A 17829-nucleotide genomic window follows, 5' to 3' on the forward strand; every position below is an offset into this window, starting at 1 on the left:
TTTTTTTTTGCGGTTTCTCTTTTTTTGGGTTGGGTTTTGTTCGGTTGGGTTTTTTTTCGTTTTTATAATTCTTTTTTTTTACATACCCTTTTTTTTGGCGGCTCGCTCCCACAGTGGGGCCGCGCCCACATTCATGATTTCCGGAGGTTCCCATGACGGCCCACGCCGACCTTTCGCCGACCCTTCAACTCGCCATCGACCTGATCCGCCGTCCGTCCGTCACCCCGGTCGACGCCGATTGCCAGAAGCAGATGATGCAGCGCCTGGGCGATGCCGGTTTTGCGCTGGAACCGATGCGCATCGAAGATGTGGATAACTTCTGGGCGACCCACGGCAAACACGACGGCCCGGTGCTGTGCTTCGCCGGCCACACCGACGTGGTGCCAACCGGCCCGGTGACCGCCTGGCAGATCGACCCGTTCAACGCCGTGATCGATGAACACGGCATGCTCTGCGGCCGTGGCGCGGCGGACATGAAAGGCAGTCTGGCATCCATGACCGTGGCCGCCGAGCGTTTCGTCGCCGACTACCCGGATCACAAGGGCAAGGTTGCGTTCCTGATCACCAGCGACGAAGAAGGCCCGGCGCACCACGGCACCAAGGCTGTGATTGAGCGCCTGGTGGCGCGCAAGGAGCGTCTGGACTGGTGCATTGTCGGCGAGCCGTCGAGCACTTCTCTGGTCGGTGACGTGGTCAAGAACGGCCGTCGCGGCTCCCTCGGCGCCAAGCTGACCGTACGCGGTGTACAAGGTCACGTGGCCTACCCGCACCTGGCCAAGAACCCGATCCACCTCGCTGCCCCGGCCCTGGCGGAACTTGCCGCCGAGCATTGGGACCACGGCAACGATTTCTTCCCGCCGACCAGCTTCCAGATCTCCAACGTCAACTCTGGTACCGGCGCGACCAACGTCATCCCCGGTGACCTGGTGGCGGTGTTCAACTTCCGCTTCTCCACCGAGTCCACCGTCGAAGGCCTGCAGAAGCGCGTGGCCGACATCCTCGACAAGCATGACCTGGACTGGCACATCGACTGGGCATTGTCCGGCCTGCCGTTCCTCACCGAACCGGGCGCACTGCTCGACGCGGTCTCGTCCAGCATCAAGGACATCACCGGTCGCGAAACCAAGGCATCCACCAGCGGTGGCACCTCCGATGGACGCTTCATCGCGACCATGGGCACCCAAGTGGTCGAGCTGGGCCCGGTCAACGCCACCATTCACCAGGTCAACGAGCGCGTATTGGCGGCCGACCTCGATGTGCTGACCGAGATCTACTACCAGACACTCGTCAAGTTGCTCGCCTGATGCTGGCTTGTCCGATCTGCAGCGAACCGCTCAGTGCGGTGGACAACGGCGTGGTCTGCCCCGCCGGGCATCGGTTCGACCGTGCGCGCCAGGGTTACCTGAACCTGTTGCCGGTGCAGCACAAGAACAGCCGCGACCCTGGGGATAACCAGGCGATGGTCGAGGCGCGTCGTGATTTTCTCAATGCCGGGCACTACGCGCCGGTGGCCAAGCGCCTGGCGCAGCTGGCGGCCGGTTATGCGCCGGCACGCTGGGTCGACATTGGTTGTGGCGAGGGTTACTACACCGCACAAATCGCCGAGGCCCTGCCGGACGCCGACGGTTATGCGCTGGACATCTCCAGGGAAGCCGTCAAACGCGCCTGCAAACGCAATCCGGCGCTGACCTGGTTGATCGCCAGCATGGCCCGCGTACCGTTGGCTTCCGGCAGCTGCCAGTTTCTGGCCAGCGTCTTCAGCCCGTTGGACTGGGAAGAAGCCAAACGCCTGCTCAGCCCCGGCGGCGGCCTGATGAAAGTCGGACCGACCAGCGGCCACCTGATGGAATTGCGTGAGCGCCTGTACGACGAAGTACGCGAATACACCGACGACAAGCATCTGGCCCTGGTGCCGGAAGGCATGGCGCTGGCCCATAGCGAAACCCTGGAGTTCAAGCTGACGCTTGCGAGCGGCCAGGACCGGGCAAACTTGCTGGCCATGACGCCCCACGGCTGGCGCGCCAGTGCCGAGCGCCGGGCGGCGGTCATCGAGCAGGCGGAGCCGTTCGAGGTCACCGTCTCGATGCGCTACGATTATTTCATTCTTCAATAACCCACCAATTTGGCCTTGGGCGACGGTTCAAGGCCGGCTAAATCCGCGAATGGATTTTTCAGACACGCAGTGAGGACATCCATGCGCCAGCCCGATATCGAGATTTACCTGAAAGACGCCGACGTCGATCACAAAGCCATCGCCGCCTGGCTCGGCGCCGCGCTCGGCCCGTGCTCTGACTGGGTTCAGAAGGGTCAGACTTACAAATGTAAGGCCGGCAATGTACCGGTGACCTGGTTGCCCAAGGCCGTAGGAAAATGGAACAGCCTGTACCTGGAAAGCGACGAGACCCCGTGGGAAGACGACATCGCCTGCGCCCGCGCCGCCTTTGCCGCGCTGAACGTCGAAGTGCGTTGCGCGCCTGGTAGCTGGGTCGAGGAAGAAGGTGAGGAGTCTGCGGATCGCTGGATTCGTATCAGTGCCGATGGTGAGGAAGAAATCACCTGGAAAACCGCGTAAAAACGAGCGACACCGAACAAATGTGGGAGCGGGCTTGCTCGCTCCCACAATGGTTTTGTGTGACCTGAAGAGCTGATTTACAGACCTACAACATCCTCAGCCTGCAACCCCTTCTGCCCTTCCACCACCGCGTATTCAACCTGCTGACCCTCGGTCAGCGAACGGTGGCCTTCGCCGCGGATCGCGCGGTAGTGCACGAACACGTCCACCCCATCCTGACGCTGAATGAAGCCGTAGCCCTTGGCGTCGTTGAACCACTTCACGTTGCCGGTTTCGCGTGTTGCCATCTGTTCATACTCCTTTTTTATTATTGATCGGCTTTTCGCAGGAAAGCCTCGGGAACATCAGCCGCACATGCTGGCCCAATGCAGGCAGGCGGCGGAGCGCCGAGTATATGACACGCACCAAAACTCTCAACAGGAGTTTACTTCGCCGCTTTTTTGCCGATATTCAGCGAATACGGCACACTATCGCCCTCCCGAGCAAACGCTCGGTTTTATTCACTCATGCAGATGCCGTATGACCCGTTCCCCGTTCCGCCGTCTTGTGTTTGGTACCCTGCGCCGACTGCTCTACCTCTGGGTTCGCTCGGAGACGATCAACCAGTCGTCGTTCACCCTCAACCTCGACCGCAGTCGTCCGGTGTTCTACGTCCTGCAAAACCCTTCGCTGACCGACCTCGCGGTGGTCGACACCGAATGCAGCAAGGCCGGCCTGCCACGCCCGGTGCTGCCGGTCTCAGTGGGCAATCTGCTGGAGCCAGCAGCCTTCTTTTATCTGACCCCGGACCCAGACTGGCTCGGCCGCCAGGACAAGCGCGGCGCACCGCCAACCCTGACCCGCCTGGTCAGCGCCCTGAGCCAGAACGCCGTCGAAGATGCGCAGATCATTCCGGTCAGTGTGTTCTGGGGTCAGTCGCCAGACAGTGAATCGAGCCCATGGAAACTGCTGTTCGCCGACAGCTGGGCCGTCACCGGGCGCTTGCGTCGCTTGCTCAGCATCATCGTGCTGGGACGCAAGACGCGCGTGCAGTTTTCCGCGCCGATCCACCTGCGTGAGTTGGTCGATCACAACAAAGGCCACGAGCGCACCGTGCGCATGGCTCAACGCATCTTGCGCGTGCACTTTCGCAACCTGAAAACCGCGGTGATCGGCCCGGATATTTCCCACCGACGCAATCTGGTCAAAGGCCTGATCAACCAGCCAATGGTCAAGCAAGCCATCCTCGATGAAGCCGAGCGCGAAAACATCTCCCCGGAAAAAGCCAAGGCCCAGGCCCTGCGCTACGGCAACGAGATCGCGTCCGACTACACCTATACCGCGATCCGCTTTCTGGAAGTGGTGCTGAGCTGGTTCTGGAACAAGATCTACGACGGCATCAAGGTCAACAACATCGAAGGCGTCCAGCACGTCGCACCAGGGCACGAAGTGATCTACGTGCCGTGCCATCGCAGCCACATCGACTACCTGCTGTTGTCCTATCTGCTGTTTCGAAACGGCCTGACCCCGCCGCACATTGCCGCCGGGATCAACCTGAACATGCCGGTGATCGGCGGTCTGCTGCGGCGCGGCGGCGCGTTCTTCATGCGCCGCACGTTCAAGGGCAACCCGCTGTACACCTCGGTGTTCAACGAATACCTGCACACCCTATTCACCAAGGGCTTCCCGGTGGAGTATTTCGTCGAGGGCGGCCGCTCGCGCACCGGGCGCATGCTGCAACCGAAAACCGGGATGCTGGCGATTACCCTGCGCAGCTTCCTGCGTTCCTCGCGGATGCCGATCGTGTTTGTACCGGTGTACATCGGCTACGAACGTGTGCTGGAAGGCCGTACCTACCTGGGTGAGTTGCGTGGCGCGACCAAGAAGAAAGAATCGATCTTCGATATCTTCAAAGTGATTGGCGCGCTCAAGCAGCGTTTCGGCCAAGTCGCCGTGAACTTCGGTGAGCCGATCAAGCTGGCGCAGTTCCTCGACAGCGAACAACCGGACTGGCGCCAGCAGGAACTCGGTCCGCAGTTCAAACCAGCCTGGCTCAACGAAACCACCAACCGCCTGGGCGAAAAAGTCGCGCAGCATCTCAATGAAGCGGCGGCGATCAATCCGGTCAACCTCGTGGCACTGGCATTGCTGTCCACCAGCCGCCTGGCGCTCGATGATCGTGCGATGGCACGGGTACTCGATCTGTATCTGGCGCTGTTGCGTAAGGTGCCCTACTCGCCGCACACCACCCTGCCGGAAGGTGATGGCCGGGTGCTGATCGAGCATGTGAAAGACATGGATCTGCTGTCCGAGCAGAGCGACGCACTGGGCAAGATTCTCTATCTGGACGAGCAAAACGCGGTCCTGATGACCTACTACCGCAACAACGTGCTGCACATCTTCGCGTTGCCGGCGCTGCTGGCGAGTTTCTTCCAGAGTGCTTCGCGCATGAGCCGCGAACAGATCCTGCGCTACACCCGCGCGCTGTATCCGTACCTGCAAGCGGAGCTGTTCATCCGTTGGTCGCTGGACGAACTGGACGGGGTGATCGATCAGTGGCTGGACGCATTCGTCGAGCAAGGCCTGCTGCGCTTCGAGAATGACGTGTACCTGCGCCCGGCCCCAAGTTCACGGCATTTCGTGCTGTTGACGCTGCTGTCCAAGAGCATCGCCCAGACCCTGCAGCGCTTCTATATGACTGTGTCCTTATTGCTCAACAGCGGCCAGAACAGCATCAGCGCCGAAGAACTGGAAGACCTGTGCACCGTCATGGCCCAGCGCCTGTCGATCCTCCATGGCCTGAACGCCCCGGAATTTTTCGACAAGAGCCTGTTCCGCCACTTCATCCAGACCCTGCTTGATCTCGAAGTGCTCAAGCGCGACGAGGCCGGCAAGCTGGGTTATCACCAACTGCTGGGCGAACTGGCCGAGGGCGCGGCCAAACGGGTGTTGCCGGCGGAGATTCGTTTGTCTATTCGCCAGGTGGCTTTGCATGGTGATGAAAGTGCGGCGGAAACAACTTCGCTGGGCACATAAAGAACCGTAACTTTCCACGCAGAAATAAAAGGATGTATTTCTGCGACAAACATATATCAATGTTCCGCTAGCATCCTTTCTGCCTAATTCAGGCATAGCCCAAAGGATACTTATATGAGCAAATACATTTCCGGGAAAGTTCTTTTCAGCAAAACCCCATACGGCATTCAAACGGACTACACCACTAAAACCAGTCTCTACAAACAACTTAGCGATGATGAGTCAACACTCATCAATACACACATCGGAAACTCGCTCGAACATAAATGGTGGGAATTCGAGTTTAGTGTTGAACGCGACCCAAATGATGTTTCGATAAACACATTCAGAATCATCGCTGAAGTATTTTTCCCCGACGGAACACTTCTTGCCGAAGCCGATGAGCTGCTATCGGTCGATTTTGATTACGGGACTCGTCATTACGAGGATATTTACCTCAAGCCTGTATTCATTGTTTGATCGAAGCTACGAATTTCATATCGGCAATACACTTAGTTCATATCGCACAAAAATGATGGGCGATATTACCGGCAAAATCGGCTAAATTGTTGTTGGCGCTTGCCCTCTATGAGCGCCAATGACAAGGATTCGCCAAATGAAAAAACTATCTCTCCTCGCGCTCACCGCGTTACTCGGCGCCTGCCAATCCATGCAACCTGCCCCTAAAGCCAGCCTCGATGGCGAAGTCTTTTATCTGCAGCGCATCGCACTGCCTCCGACGGCGATCCTCAGCGTCAGCCTGCAGGACATCTCGCTAGCCGATGCCCCGGCGAAAGTTATCGACGAACAGCGAGGCCCGGTCAAAGGTCAGGTTCCCCTGGTTTTCCACCTCAGCTATGACCCGCTCAAGATCGAGCCCAACCACCGTTATTCGGTAAATGCGCGCATCGAAGTCGACGGTAAGTTACTGTTCATCACCACCGAGAATCACGCCGTACGACTGGACGGCTCCGATCCCCACCCAGTAAAGGTCCGTGTCGACCCGGCCCGCTAAGTGTCTTTTTCAAGAAAGGAAGTTGCCATGCTCCGCCCTACCCTACGTTTTGCCGGCCTGTGCGCAGGCTTGATGATCTGCGCCAGTGCCATGGCGCTGTCCCTCACCGACCTGTCGCAGAAAGACGCCACTGGCGGACTCAAGGACGCTTTGACCCAAGGCGCGCAACTGGCAGTGAAACAACTCGGCACGCCGGGCGGTTTCAGCAACAACCCTGACGTCAAAATCGAACTGCCGGGCAAACTCGCCAAAGTTGCCAGCAAAATGAAACAGTTCGGCATGGGTGATCAAGTCGATCAACTGGAAGCGAGCATGAACAAGGCGGCGGAAACCGCCGTGGTCCAGGCTCAGCCGATCCTCGTGGATGCGGTGAAGAAAATGACCGTGGAGGACGCCAAGGGGATCCTTAGCGGCGGCAACGACTCGGCCACCCAATACCTGAACAAGACCAGCCGCGAACAGATCCGCGCCAAATTCCTGCCGATCGTCAAGCAAGCCACCGACAAGGTTGGCCTGGCCCAACAGTACAACTCGTTCGCAGGGCAAGCAGCGACCATGGGCGTAGTGGATGCGAAAAACGCCAACGTCGAAAACTACGTCACCGAGCAGGCATTGAACGGCTTGTTCGAGATGATCGGCAAACAGGAAGAAACCATCCGCCAGAACCCGGCGGCGGCTGCGACCAGTTTGGCGAAGAAGGTGTTTGGAACGCTTTAACCTTCACCACAAAAACCTGTGGGAGCGGCGGTGCGACGATTCGACTTGCCCGCTGCCACAGTGCTCAGCGTTGCTGCAGATCGTTCGGCCGACAAAAATCCTGTGGGAGCGAGGCTTGCCCGCGAAGGCGTCAGGTCAGTCGACACTGATGTTGAATGTGCCGGCCTCTTCGCGGGCAAGCCCGCTCCCACAGGGTTCAGGGTTGCTGCAAATCTTGCGAGCGACAAAAAATTCTGTAGGAGCGGAGGGTCACACCGCAGCACGCAAGAAGAAAACCCACTCGCGCCCCATCTTCCTCTTCTCAAACACATTCAACTCGACTAGCCCATTCAAGGTCGACGAGGCGGTGTTGTATGAGCACACCAGGTGTTCCTTCACATTGCCCGCCGTGAATTCCTTGGCCATCCCGCTCTTGGCCACCTGAAATACAGCTCGCTGCTTCTCGGTTAACCGGTGAAAAAAGCCGGAAGTTATTAACCAGCGATCGAACTGGTCGGCGTTCGCCAGACTTTTCCGATACGCTGCGGCAAAACCACTGACAGCACGCATCACCACTGAACACTGGTAATCGATGAAGTAGGTAAGGTCCAGGTCATCCGACTCGGTGTTCAGGTACGAACGCCCGTATTTCACTGGCGCGCTTCGTAACAACACACTGATAGCAATATAACGAAACGCCGAGAAATCATTTTTGAACATGAACCAGTAGAACAGCGCCCTTGCGACACGGCCGTTGCCGTCGCGGAAGGGATGCTCGTAGCCCAGTGCAAAATGCAGGGCGATGCCTTTGATCAATGGATGGAGGTAATCCTTTTGCTCAAGGTTGTTGTGGGACTGGTTGATCCACTTCGACAACGTCTGCAACCGGCCCGTCAGGCCCTTCGCAGCAGGCGGCGTGTATACGGTCTGCCCCGCGCCATCCTGCACCACCACATCATCGTTGTTTCTGAACAGTCCCGGTGAGTATCGCGCATCATCAATACCCTCGACGCCCACCTGGTGCATGGCCAGGATCAGTCCGACGCTCATGGGCTCATGACGCTGCTCCCAAGCAAAATTCATCATTCTGTAATTGCCGATTACCATCCGCTCGTCTGGCGTGCGCGGCAGGCGTTTGCGCCTGAGCATGTCCTTGGCCACCCGCGTGGTGGTCGCCGCGCCTTCGAGTTGGCTGCTACTGATGGCTTCATCCTCGATCAGGTCGTTGAGCAGATAACTGAAGTGAGCGTGCTCGCCGATCTGACTGGTCATGAACTCCAGTGCCGCCGTGGTCGCTTGCCGGTCGACGGTCGAAATTGCCTTCTGCGCCTGCGGAGTGAGCACGAAGTTGCCCCACTGAAGAGGTTCGCCCAGAGGCAAGAGACTTGAGTACTGCGCCGTCCGTGCCTTTTTCACCAGTGCCCAGCACAGATTCGAATCCAGCCCCGACGGCCAGCGGTAGTGCAATTCATGGAAAGGTCGATAGCGCCCTTGATCGTCCAGCGGCTTGAGCAGCGCGAGGTAATCAGCGAGGCGTTCTTTGTGAGGGGATTGACCCAGCCGATCGAAGACCGGGTCGAGCCGGCCTTGTAACCGGGGTGGTTTTTTCATTGGTGCTGCCTCGGGTGTCCTCAAAAGCGAGGGTCGAGTACAGCACCCCGATCACCCTGCCTCAATATCGGACGTTTCCGAGATTGATGTAGGAGCTGCCGCAGGCTGCGATCTTGAGCGTTCCCACGCTCCGCGTGGGAACGATCATTACACGGGGGACGAGGGTGTCAACGAGAACACCTCAAACCGTGTCCTTGCGAATGCGGAACCAGGCCGCGTACAACGCCGGCAAAAACAGCAGCGTCAATGCCGTAGCCACAATCAGCCCACCCATGATTGCCACCGCCATTGGCCCGAAGAACACGCTGCGCGACAGCGGGATCATCGCCAGTACGGCGGCCAGCGCGGTCAGGACGATCGGCCGGAACCTGCGCACCGTCGCCTCGATAATCGCCTGCCATGGCTTCAGTCCGGCAGTAATGTCTTGCTCGATCTGATCCACCAGGATCACCGAGTTACGCATGATCATCCCCGACAAGGCGATAGTGCCGAGCATCGCGACAAAACCGAATGGCTGACGGAACACCAGCAAAAACAGTGTCACGCCGATCAGGCCCAAAGGCGCTGTCAGAAACACCATCGCCGTGCGTGAGAAACTGCGCAGTTGCAGCATCAGCAAGGTCAACACCACGACGATGAACATCGGAACACCGGCGTTGACCGATTTCTGTCCGCGCTCGGAGTCTTCCACGGTGCCGCCGACGTCCAGCAAATAACCGTCAGGCAGTTCGGCGCGGATCGGGTCGAGGGTCGGCATGATCTGTTTCACAAGGGTCGCCGGTTGTTCCTTGCCATAGATGTCGGCGCGAACCGTCACGTTGGGCAGGCGGTTTCGGTGCCAGATCACGCCTTCTTCAAAGCCGTATTCCAGGGTGGCGATCTGCGACAGGGCGACGCTGCGACCGTTGTCGGTCGGCACCGCCAGGCTGGGCAGCAACGACAACTCGGTGCGCTCATGCACGGTGCCGCGCAGCAGGATCTCGATCAACTCGTTGTCTTCGCGGAACTGACTCACGCTCGAGCCGGTCAGCGAGCTTTGCAAGAATTTCGACAGGTTCGCCGTGCTCACGCCCAGTGCCCGCGCCCGGTCCTGATCGATGTTCAGGTAGACGACCTTGCTCGGCTCTTCCCAGTCCAGATGGACGTTGGCCACATGGGGGTTTTCACGCACCTTGGCCGCGACTTTGCGGGCCAGCGCGCGGACTTCCTCAATGTGCTCACCCGTCACCCGGAACTGCACCGGATAACCAACCGGCGGGCCATTTTCCAGTCGTGTCACCCGCGAGCGCAGGGCCGGGAATTGCTCGTTAAGCGTTGTGATCAGCCAGGTGCGCAGGGTTTCGCGCTCCTCGATGGATTTCGCCAGGACCACGAACTGGGCAAAACTCGCGGCGGGCAGTTGTTGGTCCAGCGGCAGGTAAAAACGCGGCGAACCTGTGCCAACGTAGGCCACGTAGTTGTCGATTCCGGCCTTGTCCTTGAGCAGTGCTTCGAGGCGCTTGACCTCATCGGCGGTGTTACTCAGGGACGCGCCTTCGGCCAGTTTCAGGTCGACCATCAGTTCCAGGCGGCCCGATGCAGGGAAGAACTGCTGCGGCACGAAGCGGAAGAGCACGATAGAGGCAATGAACAACAGTACGGTCGCCGCGATCACGGTTTTGCGCCAACGCACACACCATTCCACCAGACGTCGCACGCGCTGATAAAACGGCGTGCCATAAGGATCGGGTTGGCCGGTACCGTGTTTGGCCGCATGAATTTTCGCCAGATCCGGCAGGAGTTTTTCCCCCAGGTAAGGCACGAACAACACCGCAGCCACCCACGAGGCCAGCAACGCGATGGTCACCACCTCAAAGATCGAACGGGTGTACTCGCCGGTGCCCGATTGCGCGGTAGCAATCGGCAGGAAGCCGGCAGCCGTGATCAATGTACCGGTGAGCATTGGGAACGCGGTGCTGGTCCACGCATAGCTCGCCGCCTTGATCCGGTCGAAGCCCTGCTCCATTTTGATCGCCATCATTTCAACGGCAATGATCGCGTCGTCCACCAACAAGCCCAGGGCCAGAACCAGCGCCCCCAGGGAAATTTTGTGCAGGCCTATGCCCAGGTAATACATGGTGGCGAAGGTCATCGCCAACACCAGCGGAATCGCCAGCGCGACCACCATGCCGGTGCGAACGCCAAGTGAGAAAAAGCTCACCAGCAACACGATTGCCAGAGCTTCCACCAACACCTGAACGAACTCGCCGACACCGGTTTTCACCGCTGCGGGTTGGTCGGAAACCTTGCGCAGTTGCATACCAGCCGGGAGGTTTCTCTGGATGCGGGCGAACTCGACTTCCAGTGCCTTGCCCAGCACCAGAATGTCGCCACCGTCCTTCATCGCTACCGCAAGACCAATAGCGTTCTCACCCATGAAGCGCATACGCGGTGCCGGTGGATCGTTAAACCCACGGCGCACATCCGCCACATCGGAGATGCGGAAGGTGCGATCCCCAACCCGTATCGGAAAGTTTTTTATCTCATCGACTGTCTGAAAATTCCCCGAAACCCGTAGCTGCAATCGCTCGCTGCTGGTTTCGAAAAAACCGGCGGTGGACACCGCATTCTGTTCCTCAAGTGCCTGCTGCACCGCCGCCAAGGGCAAACCGAGGGTGGCGAGTTTGACGTTGGAAAGTTCGATCCAGATTTTCTCGTCCTGCAAACCGAGCAAATCAACCTTGCCCACGTCCTTCACCCGTTGCAGCTGAATCTGAACACGGTCGGCGTAGTCCTTGAGCACGGCGTAGTCAAACCCGTCACCGGTCAATGCGTAGATGTTGCCGAAGGTGGTGCCGAACTCATCGTTGAAGAACGGGCCTTGAATCCCTGGCGGCAGGGTATGGCGAATGTCGCTGACCTTCTTGCGCACCTGATACCAGAGCTGCGGGATATCCACCGAGTGCATGGAATCACGGGCAATGAAGGTCACCTGGGATTCTCCCGGTCGGGAAAACGAGACGATGCGCTCGTACTCGCCGGTTTCCATCAGTTTCTTTTCAATACGCTCAGTGACCTGACGCGAGACTTCCTGTGCCGTGGCACCCGGCCAGTTGGTGCGGATGACCATGGCCTTGAAGGTGAACGGCGGGTCTTCGCTTTGGCCGAGTTTGGTGTAGGACAGTGCGCCGACGATGGCCAGCAAAAGCATCAGGAACAGTACGATCTGGCGATTGCGCAGTGCCCAGGCGGAAAGATTGAAACCCATCGGGGATTACTCCTTGCCCGCCAGATTGACCACACGGTTGGAGCGATCCACGGGGCGTACCTGCTGCCCGTCGAGAAGCACATGGACGCCGGCGGCCACGACCCAGTCGCTGGCGTTGAGACCTTCGAGTACCGGTACGGTTTTCTCGCCGAAGGCACCGACGCGCACCGGGGTTTTCTTCAAGGTGTTGTTGGCGTTGACGACCCAGACGTAGGTCACACCGTTTTCTGCCGTCAGCGCAGACAGGGGCACCGACAACGCAACGGATTCGGCGGTCTGCACGAATACACGGGCGCTCTGGCCCAGTTCGACCGGCACCTTGCCGGTGTTGAACGCGATGCGCGCGGCGAAGGTGCGGGACTTCGGATCGGCGGCTGGCGACAGTTCGCGGATGTGCCCGGCGAAACGCTGATCTGGTTGCGTCCACAACTCGACCGAGACCGGCTGACCCACCTTGAAGCGGCCGAAGCTTTGCTCCGGCAGGCTGATCAACACTTCTCGCTCACCATCGGTGGCCAGGGTAAACACCGTTTGCCCCGCCGCCACGACTTGCCCGACTTCCACCGCACGCTTGGCCACCACGCCATCCTGGGGCGCACGCAGCACCGCGTAGCTGGCCTGGTTGGTCGATACGTTGAATTCGGCTTTGATTTGTTTGAGGCGCGCTTCACCGGAACGGTAAAGATTTTCCTGGTTGTCGTACTGAGACCGGCTGACCAATTGACGCTCCATCAGCGTTTTATAGCGATCACGCTCGGCACGCACCATGTTCAGGTTGGCTTCGGCGGCGGCCACCTGGGCGCGGGTGGCTTCCAGTTGCAGGCGCACGTCCTGGGGATCGAGCTCCGCCAAAGGTTGGTCGGCTTTGACCCGCTGCCCTTCATCGACCAGTCGTCGGCTGACTTTACCGCCAATGCGGAATGCCAGATCCGGTTCATAGCGGGCACGGACTTCACCGGGATAGCTTTCCATCGCCTGGGTCGAAGGCTCTGGCTGGACCACCATGGCCGGGCGCACGCTGACTACGGGCGCCTCCTCGTGACCACACGCCGTCAACAAAAACGCCAGGGCAACTGGCAACGCGAGGGGCAAGGCATAGCGGAACATGGTGAAGGACCTTTCGCTAATGGTGCTTGGAATAATTATACTGGCCAGTATGTTATTAATAGCAAACTCACCAGTCCAGTAATAAAAGCGCATATGCCGAACAATCTTTCAGCACCCAATGGCCCGGGCCGCCCCAAGGATTTGGCCAAGCGCCAGGCGATCCTCGATGCAGCGAAAACGCTGTTTCTAACCAAGGGATACGCCAACACCAGCATGGACGCTGTCGCTGCGCAGGCCGAGGTATCGAAACTCACGGTCTACAGCCATTTCAACGATAAGGAGACGCTGTTCTCCGCCGCCGTGATGGCCAAGTGCGAGGAGCAATTACCGCCTCTGTTTTTCGAACTGCCGGAAGGCGTCGAAGTGGAGGCTGTGCTGCTGAACATCGCGCGCGGTTTTCATCATCTGATCAACAGTGACGAATCGGTGAACCTGCACCGCTTGATGATGACCCTGGGCAACCAGGACCCCAAGCTCGCGCAAATTTTCTTCGAGGCCGGGCCGCAGCGCATGCTGCACGGCATGGAGCGCCTGTTGAGCAAGATCGATGAAAGCGGCGTATTGCGCATCGACAAACCGCACAATGCGGCTGAGCACTTCTTCTGCCTGCTCAAGGGCGCGGGGAATTTTCGTTTGCTGTACGGCTGTGGCGAGCCGCCGGTGGGGGACGAGGCTGAGAGCCATGTGCAGGAAGTGGTGGGGTTGTTTATGCGGGCCTTTCGACCTGAGTCGGCCTGATAGATTCCTGGTGACGGCACTGACGCTATCGCGAGCAAGCTCGCTCCCACAGGTTCTGAGTCGTTCGCAATTGTTGTATTCGACGCAGAACCTGTGGGAGCGGGCTTGCCCGCGATGAAGCCAACTCGGTCTTAAGGCTTCAGCGCTTTTTTAGGATAAATGTCATACCGGCTGGATTTGCCATCCAGCGCATGACTCGGCTTCGGCCCTTCAATGCAAGGCGCCTTGCGCGGACGCTTCACCACCACCCGGTGAGTCGCCAGGGCCAGCGCGGCTTCGAGCAGTGCCGGGGCATCCGGGTCATCGCCCACCAGCGGACGGAACAAGCGCATTTCCTTCTTCACCAACGCGGTTTTCTCCCGGTGCGGGAACATCGGATCGAGGTAGATCACCTGCGGCGGCTCACCTTCCCAGTTGCGCATGACCTCGATCGAGTTGCCCTTGAGCAAGCGCATCCGCGCCACGATCGGCGCCACATCGAAATCTTCCGCTCCACGTGCCAGACCGTCCTCCAACAAAGCGCCGATCAATGGCTGACGCTCGATCAGGCTCATGTCGCAACCGAGGCTGGCCAGCACGAACGCATCCTTGCCCAACCCCGCCGTGGCGTCCAGCACCCGCGGGCGCACGCCTTGGGCGATGCCGACAGCCTTGGCAATCATTTGCCCGCTGCCGCCGCCATACAATCGGCGATGGGCCGCGCCGCCCTCGACGAAATCCACACGTACGGGGCCAGGTGCGTCAGGCCCCAACTGTTGCAGCTGCAACCCTTGGTCGCCCACCTGCAACGCGAACTCGCCGTCAGCCACCTGCATCGGCAAGCCCAGGCGTTCGGCCCATTGCGCGGCTTGTGGCTCGAAAGCGGCGTCCAGCGCCTCGACATGGATGCGGCACACCGCGGGTTGATCAATCATCGGAAAACACGCTCAAAAAATTAATGATCGGCAAAATCGGCCGATAACAAAACTATCGAGCATTTTGCCAGAGCTGAGCGTCGACCGAGAGAAATGTCAGACATTCAACCCACTATCACAGGTTTTATCTCGCCCTACGGCGACTACAACCTGCGAAACACCCAGACACTGAGCGGCGTCAGCCACATCTGGCAGGATTTCTTTGCCCGAGCGCTGGCCGAGCAGTCGGGTGATGAAGTGCTGCCTGAATCGCTGAACTTCCCTGCGGTGGATATCGAAAGCCCGGTTGAACCCACCGTCGGCAGCGACCTGCTGGCGCACATCGTTTCCCAGCGCGAATGCGACGTTCAAGACAACGAGATTCGCCCGCCCGAGCCGCTGTTCCTGCCGATTGCCGAGTTCGAAATGGATTTGGCCGACAAGCCATTCCCGCCGTTCCCGGACGATGAGATCGTCGCCCAGCAGCAACAACAAAACTTCGAAAGCGGCTGGGTACGCCCTATCGTGCTGACTGCCGGTCAGCCATTGCCAGAAGCCGGCCCAGCGCCGCAACCACGCCCACTGCGCCTGCCAATCGCCGAGTTCGAACTTGACCTGCTGGACAAACCGTTCCCGCCGTTCTCGCCAGAGGAATTGGTGGAGCAACAGAAAGCGCTCGATTTCGATAGCGGCTGGGCACGCCCTATCGTCCTGCAGAACCTGCGCCTCGCTGCCTGACCTGCGCACAGCCACTATCGAAACCCCATCGTCAGCCTTTGAAAAACTGATTGGCTTGACCGTAGGGCATTGAGCGCGAGGTGAAGCTGAAGGTCCCCGACGTTTTGATCTCTTGCGCCGCGCGGTAGAACTCGCCCAGTGCAGCCAGTGCTAACGCCGAGCCGACACTGACACGCTTGACGCCCATTTCGCCGAGTTGCTCGACGGTCAACTTCAAACCGCCAGACATCAACACGTTGACCGGTTTCGGTGCCACGGCACGGACCACCGCCAGGACCTCTTCGGCATTACGCAGCCCCGGCGCATACAGGACGTCGGCGCCCGCTTCGGCGAACGCTTGCAGGCGGCGAATCGTGTCGTCCAGATCCGGGTTGCCATGCAGATAGTTTTCGGCCCGGGCTGTCAGGGTGAACGGGAATGGCAAGCTGTGCGCAGCAGCGACGGCGGCCTTTACCCGGGCCACTGCATGGTCGAAGCAATAGATCGGCGTGTCCGGGCGGCCGGTGGCGTCTTCGATCGAACCACCGACGGCGCCTGCACCCGCAGCCTGCACGATGCTTTGTGCGCATTCGGCAGGGTCATCGGCAAAACCGTTTTCCAGATCGACCGACACTGGCAGGTTGGTTGCGCCGACGATCGCCCGGACGTTGGCCAGGGTGTCATCGAGGGTCAGGCCGCCATCGGGACGTGCCTGGGAAAAAGCGAAACCGGCGCTGGTGGTCGCCAGAGCCTCGAAACCGTGACCCGCCAGCATTTTTGCCGAACCCGCATCCCAGGGGTTGGGCATCACAAAAATCCCGTCACGTTCGTGCAAGGCTTTGAACGCTTGGGCTCGAAGGGTTTGGGCATCCATTGGCAGGCTCCTGAAAAGGCGAACGAATCCGCTTTCAGAGCAGGCCAAGTTGCTCGGCAGCGAGCTTTCTGTATAGCTCAGGCAGCGCCGGCAAGCCAGGCAAACGCAGCATCAGGCGACTGTGAAAACGTTGCGCCAGCTTCGCCGCCAGCAGATTGTCGGCGGTGTGCAGGAATATATATGGCGTGCGGCCCTCTTCGATCCACAGGGCGATCTTCTCCACCCACGGCAGTAGAAACGAATCGTTGGCTTCAAGCTGAGGATGGCCAATGAACCTCACCTGCGGAAACTGAGTGAAGGCTGCTGGACGTGGCGGAACCCGTGGTTTCTTTGATTGAGCGTGGAGTACCGAAGGATCAGTGGACGTGCAGCTGAACAGCGCTCGCGGATCAAGGCAAATACGTTCTACGCCGCGATCAAGCAACAAGCGATTGAGCATCTTCTCGCTATCGCCCCTGGCAAAGAAATCGTCATGCCTTACTTCAACCGCCAGTGGTCGCTCCAGTGCATCGATAAATCCGGCCAGTTCGGGCAAGCGTTGCGGGGTAAAGCTTTTCGACAGCTGCAACCACAGCGGTGACACCCGCTCACCCAAGGGGCCGAGCAATTGGGTGAAGGTTTCGGCGGCAGTCAGTTGCTCGCGCAGGTCACCGCCGTGGCTGATGTCGCCGGGGAACTTGGCGGTGAAGCGAAAGTGTGCGGGCATGGTGTCGGCCCAGCGCTGCACGGTGCTGGCTGCCGGACTTGCGTAGAAGGTCGTATTGCCTTCCACGGCGTTGAAAACCTGGCAATAGAGATCAAGAAAATCGGCGGTCTTGGCATCTGGCGGATACAGATAATCGCGCCAGGCGTTTTCACTCCAGGACGGGCAGCCGAGATAGTAAGGCAGCAACATCAGATGTACAGGTCGAGACCCAGCACTTGCGTATCCAGATCGACAAAGCCGGCGGTGCTCAGGTAGCTGGCCAGGGCCATCGCTACACTTTTGCTCATTGCGCGGTGATAAAGCATGTCCTGTTGGCGGGCGGGAAGATTGCTCAGGCGTTGCGCAGAGGCTTTGGCAGCACGGGCGGCGAGTTGCTCTTCAGACGGAAATTCCAGCTCGCCTTCGATATCGACGGACTCGTCCTCTACCACATGACCTTTGCGAGGTTTGCGTTTGATGGGGTAGGACTGAGAGGAAATGCCGTCTATACGCATATGTGCATGCTCGGTATCAGTGATGGCAGTCTAGTGGCGCATTGCCCACTTCGCAAACCGCCGAGTGATAACTAGAACACATAAAAGGCAAAAGGTTTAAAAGCCGGGTTAGAAAATGACGATTGACTGCGTCCGATAGATCGCCATCGCGGGCAAGTCGGATCG

General features: G+C 59.2%; 17 protein-coding genes. 9 read left to right on the forward strand and 8 right to left on the reverse strand.

Annotated features, from left to right (window positions below; genetic code table 11):
• Positions 1 to 152: 152 nt before the first annotated feature.
• From dapE to ACRESJ_RS01545, 3 genes are all read left to right on the forward strand, one after another.
• Positions 153 to 1304 carry a succinyl-diaminopimelate desuccinylase gene (gene dapE / locus ACRESJ_RS01535; RefSeq protein ID WP_431756308.1) on the forward strand — a complete coding sequence of 384 codons (1152 nt, stop codon included), beginning with the start codon at positions 153 to 155 and terminating at the stop codon, positions 1302 to 1304.
• Positions 1304 to 2113 carry a putative RNA methyltransferase gene (locus ACRESJ_RS01540; RefSeq protein ID WP_431756309.1) on the forward strand — a complete coding sequence of 270 codons (810 nt, stop codon included), beginning with the start codon at positions 1304 to 1306 and terminating at the stop codon, positions 2111 to 2113. The genes dapE and ACRESJ_RS01540 overlap by 1 nt, the downstream gene beginning before the upstream one ends.
• An 81-nt stretch (positions 2114 to 2194) precedes the next feature.
• A complete protein-coding gene (locus ACRESJ_RS01545) occupies positions 2195 to 2572 on the forward strand; it encodes a hypothetical protein (protein ID WP_431756310.1) in 378 nt (125 codons plus the stop codon).
• Between the two features lie 77 nt (positions 2573 to 2649).
• Here ACRESJ_RS01545 and ACRESJ_RS01550 read toward each other — a convergent pair whose 3' ends face one another.
• Positions 2650 to 2859, reverse strand: coding sequence for a cold shock domain-containing protein (locus tag ACRESJ_RS01550; protein ID WP_007940478.1), 210 nt, complete (start codon positions 2857 to 2859; stop codon positions 2650 to 2652).
• A gap of 232 nt (positions 2860 to 3091) precedes the next feature.
• On the opposite strand from ACRESJ_RS01550, the gene plsB reads away from it, so the two are divergent.
• The 4 genes from plsB to ACRESJ_RS01570 all read left to right on the forward strand — a co-directional run bounded on the left by plsB (position 3092) and on the right by ACRESJ_RS01570 (position 7298).
• Entirely contained in the window at positions 3092 to 5587 is a 2496-nt protein-coding gene (gene plsB / locus ACRESJ_RS01555; protein ID WP_431756311.1) for a glycerol-3-phosphate 1-O-acyltransferase PlsB, read from the forward strand.
• A 114-nt stretch (positions 5588 to 5701) separates the two neighbouring features.
• Positions 5702 to 6046 carry a hypothetical protein gene (locus ACRESJ_RS01560; protein WP_431756312.1) on the forward strand — a complete coding sequence of 115 codons (345 nt, stop codon included), beginning with the start codon at positions 5702 to 5704 and terminating at the stop codon, positions 6044 to 6046.
• Between the two features lie 136 nt (positions 6047 to 6182).
• Complete coding sequence (locus tag ACRESJ_RS01565) at positions 6183 to 6581, forward strand: YbaY family lipoprotein (RefSeq protein WP_431756313.1); 399 nt, start codon at positions 6183 to 6185, stop codon at positions 6579 to 6581.
• A gap of 27 nt (positions 6582 to 6608) precedes the next feature.
• A complete protein-coding gene (locus tag ACRESJ_RS01570; RefSeq protein ID WP_431756314.1) occupies positions 6609 to 7298 on the forward strand; it encodes a DUF4197 domain-containing protein in 690 nt (229 codons plus the stop codon).
• Positions 7299 to 7547: 249 nt separating this feature from the next.
• Here ACRESJ_RS01570 and ACRESJ_RS01575 read toward each other — a convergent pair whose 3' ends face one another.
• The 3 genes from ACRESJ_RS01575 to ACRESJ_RS01585 form a co-directional block, all read right to left on the reverse strand.
• Positions 7548 to 8888, reverse strand: coding sequence for a Fic family protein (locus ACRESJ_RS01575; RefSeq protein WP_431756315.1), 1341 nt, complete (start codon positions 8886 to 8888; stop codon positions 7548 to 7550).
• Positions 8889 to 9069: 181 nt separating this feature from the next.
• The gene (locus tag ACRESJ_RS01580; protein WP_431756316.1) at positions 9070 to 12135 is read right to left on the reverse strand and encodes an efflux RND transporter permease subunit; all 3066 of its coding nucleotides are present in this window, start codon (positions 12133 to 12135) and stop codon (positions 9070 to 9072) included.
• A 6-nt stretch (positions 12136 to 12141) separates the two neighbouring features.
• Positions 12142 to 13242: an efflux RND transporter periplasmic adaptor subunit gene (locus ACRESJ_RS01585; protein WP_431756317.1), complete on the reverse strand. Its 1101-nt coding sequence runs from the start codon at positions 13240 to 13242 to the stop codon at positions 12142 to 12144.
• 93 nt (positions 13243 to 13335) lie between these two features.
• Between ACRESJ_RS01585 and ACRESJ_RS01590 the strand changes: the two genes are divergently transcribed.
• A complete protein-coding gene (locus tag ACRESJ_RS01590; protein WP_431756318.1) occupies positions 13336 to 13980 on the forward strand; it encodes a TetR/AcrR family transcriptional regulator in 645 nt (214 codons plus the stop codon).
• Between the two features lie 131 nt (positions 13981 to 14111).
• On the opposite strand, the gene ACRESJ_RS01595 is transcribed toward ACRESJ_RS01590, so the two are convergent.
• Positions 14112 to 14894 carry a class I SAM-dependent methyltransferase gene (locus ACRESJ_RS01595; protein ID WP_431756319.1) on the reverse strand — a complete coding sequence of 261 codons (783 nt, stop codon included), beginning with the start codon at positions 14892 to 14894 and terminating at the stop codon, positions 14112 to 14114.
• Positions 14895 to 14987: 93 nt separating this feature from the next.
• Here ACRESJ_RS01595 and ACRESJ_RS01600 point away from each other — a divergent pair, with 93 nt between their 5' ends.
• Entirely contained in the window at positions 14988 to 15611 is a 624-nt protein-coding gene (locus ACRESJ_RS01600) for an energy transducer TonB (protein WP_431756320.1), read from the forward strand.
• A 31-nt stretch (positions 15612 to 15642) separates the two neighbouring features.
• On the opposite strand, the gene ACRESJ_RS01605 is transcribed toward ACRESJ_RS01600, so the two are convergent.
• From ACRESJ_RS01605 to ACRESJ_RS01615, 3 genes are read right to left on the reverse strand one after another with little or no spacing between them, the layout of a single operon-like run.
• A complete protein-coding gene (locus tag ACRESJ_RS01605) occupies positions 15643 to 16464 on the reverse strand; it encodes an isocitrate lyase/PEP mutase family protein (RefSeq protein WP_431756321.1) in 822 nt (273 codons plus the stop codon).
• Positions 16465 to 16498: 34 nt separating this feature from the next.
• Positions 16499 to 17359, reverse strand: a complete 861-nt coding sequence (locus ACRESJ_RS01610; RefSeq protein ID WP_431756322.1) for a DUF72 domain-containing protein — start codon at positions 17357 to 17359, stop codon at positions 16499 to 16501.
• The gene (locus ACRESJ_RS01615; RefSeq protein WP_431756323.1) at positions 17359 to 17664 is read right to left on the reverse strand and encodes a hypothetical protein; all 306 of its coding nucleotides are present in this window, start codon (positions 17662 to 17664) and stop codon (positions 17359 to 17361) included. Before ACRESJ_RS01615 ends, ACRESJ_RS01610 begins: the two co-directional genes overlap by 1 nt.
• Between the last annotated feature and the right edge of the window lie 165 nt (positions 17665 to 17829).

Source organism: Pseudomonas sp., assembly GCF_050739655.1.
Classification (GTDB): Bacteria; Pseudomonadota; Gammaproteobacteria; order Pseudomonadales; family Pseudomonadaceae; genus Aquipseudomonas.

Bases quoted from the DNA above. Each gene is read 5' to 3' on its own strand.
- dapE (WP_431756308.1), top strand. From the start codon at position 153: ATGACGGCCCACGCCGACCTTTCGCCGACCCTTCAACTCGCCATCGAC.
- ACRESJ_RS01540 (WP_431756309.1), top strand. From the start codon at position 1,304: ATGCTGGCTTGTCCGATCTGCAGCGAACCGCTCAGTGCGGTGGACAAC.
- ACRESJ_RS01545 (WP_431756310.1), top strand. From the start codon at position 2,195: ATGCGCCAGCCCGATATCGAGATTTACCTGAAAGACGCCGACGTCGAT.
- ACRESJ_RS01550 (WP_007940478.1), bottom strand. From the start codon at position 2,859: ATGGCAACACGCGAAACCGGCAACGTGAAGTGGTTCAACGACGCCAAG.
- plsB (WP_431756311.1), top strand. From the start codon at position 3,092: ATGACCCGTTCCCCGTTCCGCCGTCTTGTGTTTGGTACCCTGCGCCGA.
- ACRESJ_RS01560 (WP_431756312.1), top strand. From the start codon at position 5,702: ATGAGCAAATACATTTCCGGGAAAGTTCTTTTCAGCAAAACCCCATAC.
- ACRESJ_RS01565 (WP_431756313.1), top strand. From the start codon at position 6,183: ATGAAAAAACTATCTCTCCTCGCGCTCACCGCGTTACTCGGCGCCTGC.
- ACRESJ_RS01570 (WP_431756314.1), top strand. From the start codon at position 6,609: ATGCTCCGCCCTACCCTACGTTTTGCCGGCCTGTGCGCAGGCTTGATG.
- ACRESJ_RS01575 (WP_431756315.1), bottom strand. From the start codon at position 8,888: ATGAAAAAACCACCCCGGTTACAAGGCCGGCTCGACCCGGTCTTCGAT.
- ACRESJ_RS01580 (WP_431756316.1), bottom strand. From the start codon at position 12,135: ATGGGTTTCAATCTTTCCGCCTGGGCACTGCGCAATCGCCAGATCGTA.
- ACRESJ_RS01585 (WP_431756317.1), bottom strand. From the start codon at position 13,242: ATGTTCCGCTATGCCTTGCCCCTCGCGTTGCCAGTTGCCCTGGCGTTT.
- ACRESJ_RS01590 (WP_431756318.1), top strand. From the start codon at position 13,336: ATGCCGAACAATCTTTCAGCACCCAATGGCCCGGGCCGCCCCAAGGAT.
- ACRESJ_RS01595 (WP_431756319.1), bottom strand. From the start codon at position 14,894: ATGATTGATCAACCCGCGGTGTGCCGCATCCATGTCGAGGCGCTGGAC.
- ACRESJ_RS01600 (WP_431756320.1), top strand. From the start codon at position 14,988: ATGTCAGACATTCAACCCACTATCACAGGTTTTATCTCGCCCTACGGC.
- ACRESJ_RS01605 (WP_431756321.1), bottom strand. From the start codon at position 16,464: ATGGATGCCCAAACCCTTCGAGCCCAAGCGTTCAAAGCCTTGCACGAA.
- ACRESJ_RS01610 (WP_431756322.1), bottom strand. From the start codon at position 17,359: ATGTTGCTGCCTTACTATCTCGGCTGCCCGTCCTGGAGTGAAAACGCC.
- ACRESJ_RS01615 (WP_431756323.1), bottom strand. From the start codon at position 17,664: ATGCGTATAGACGGCATTTCCTCTCAGTCCTACCCCATCAAACGCAAA.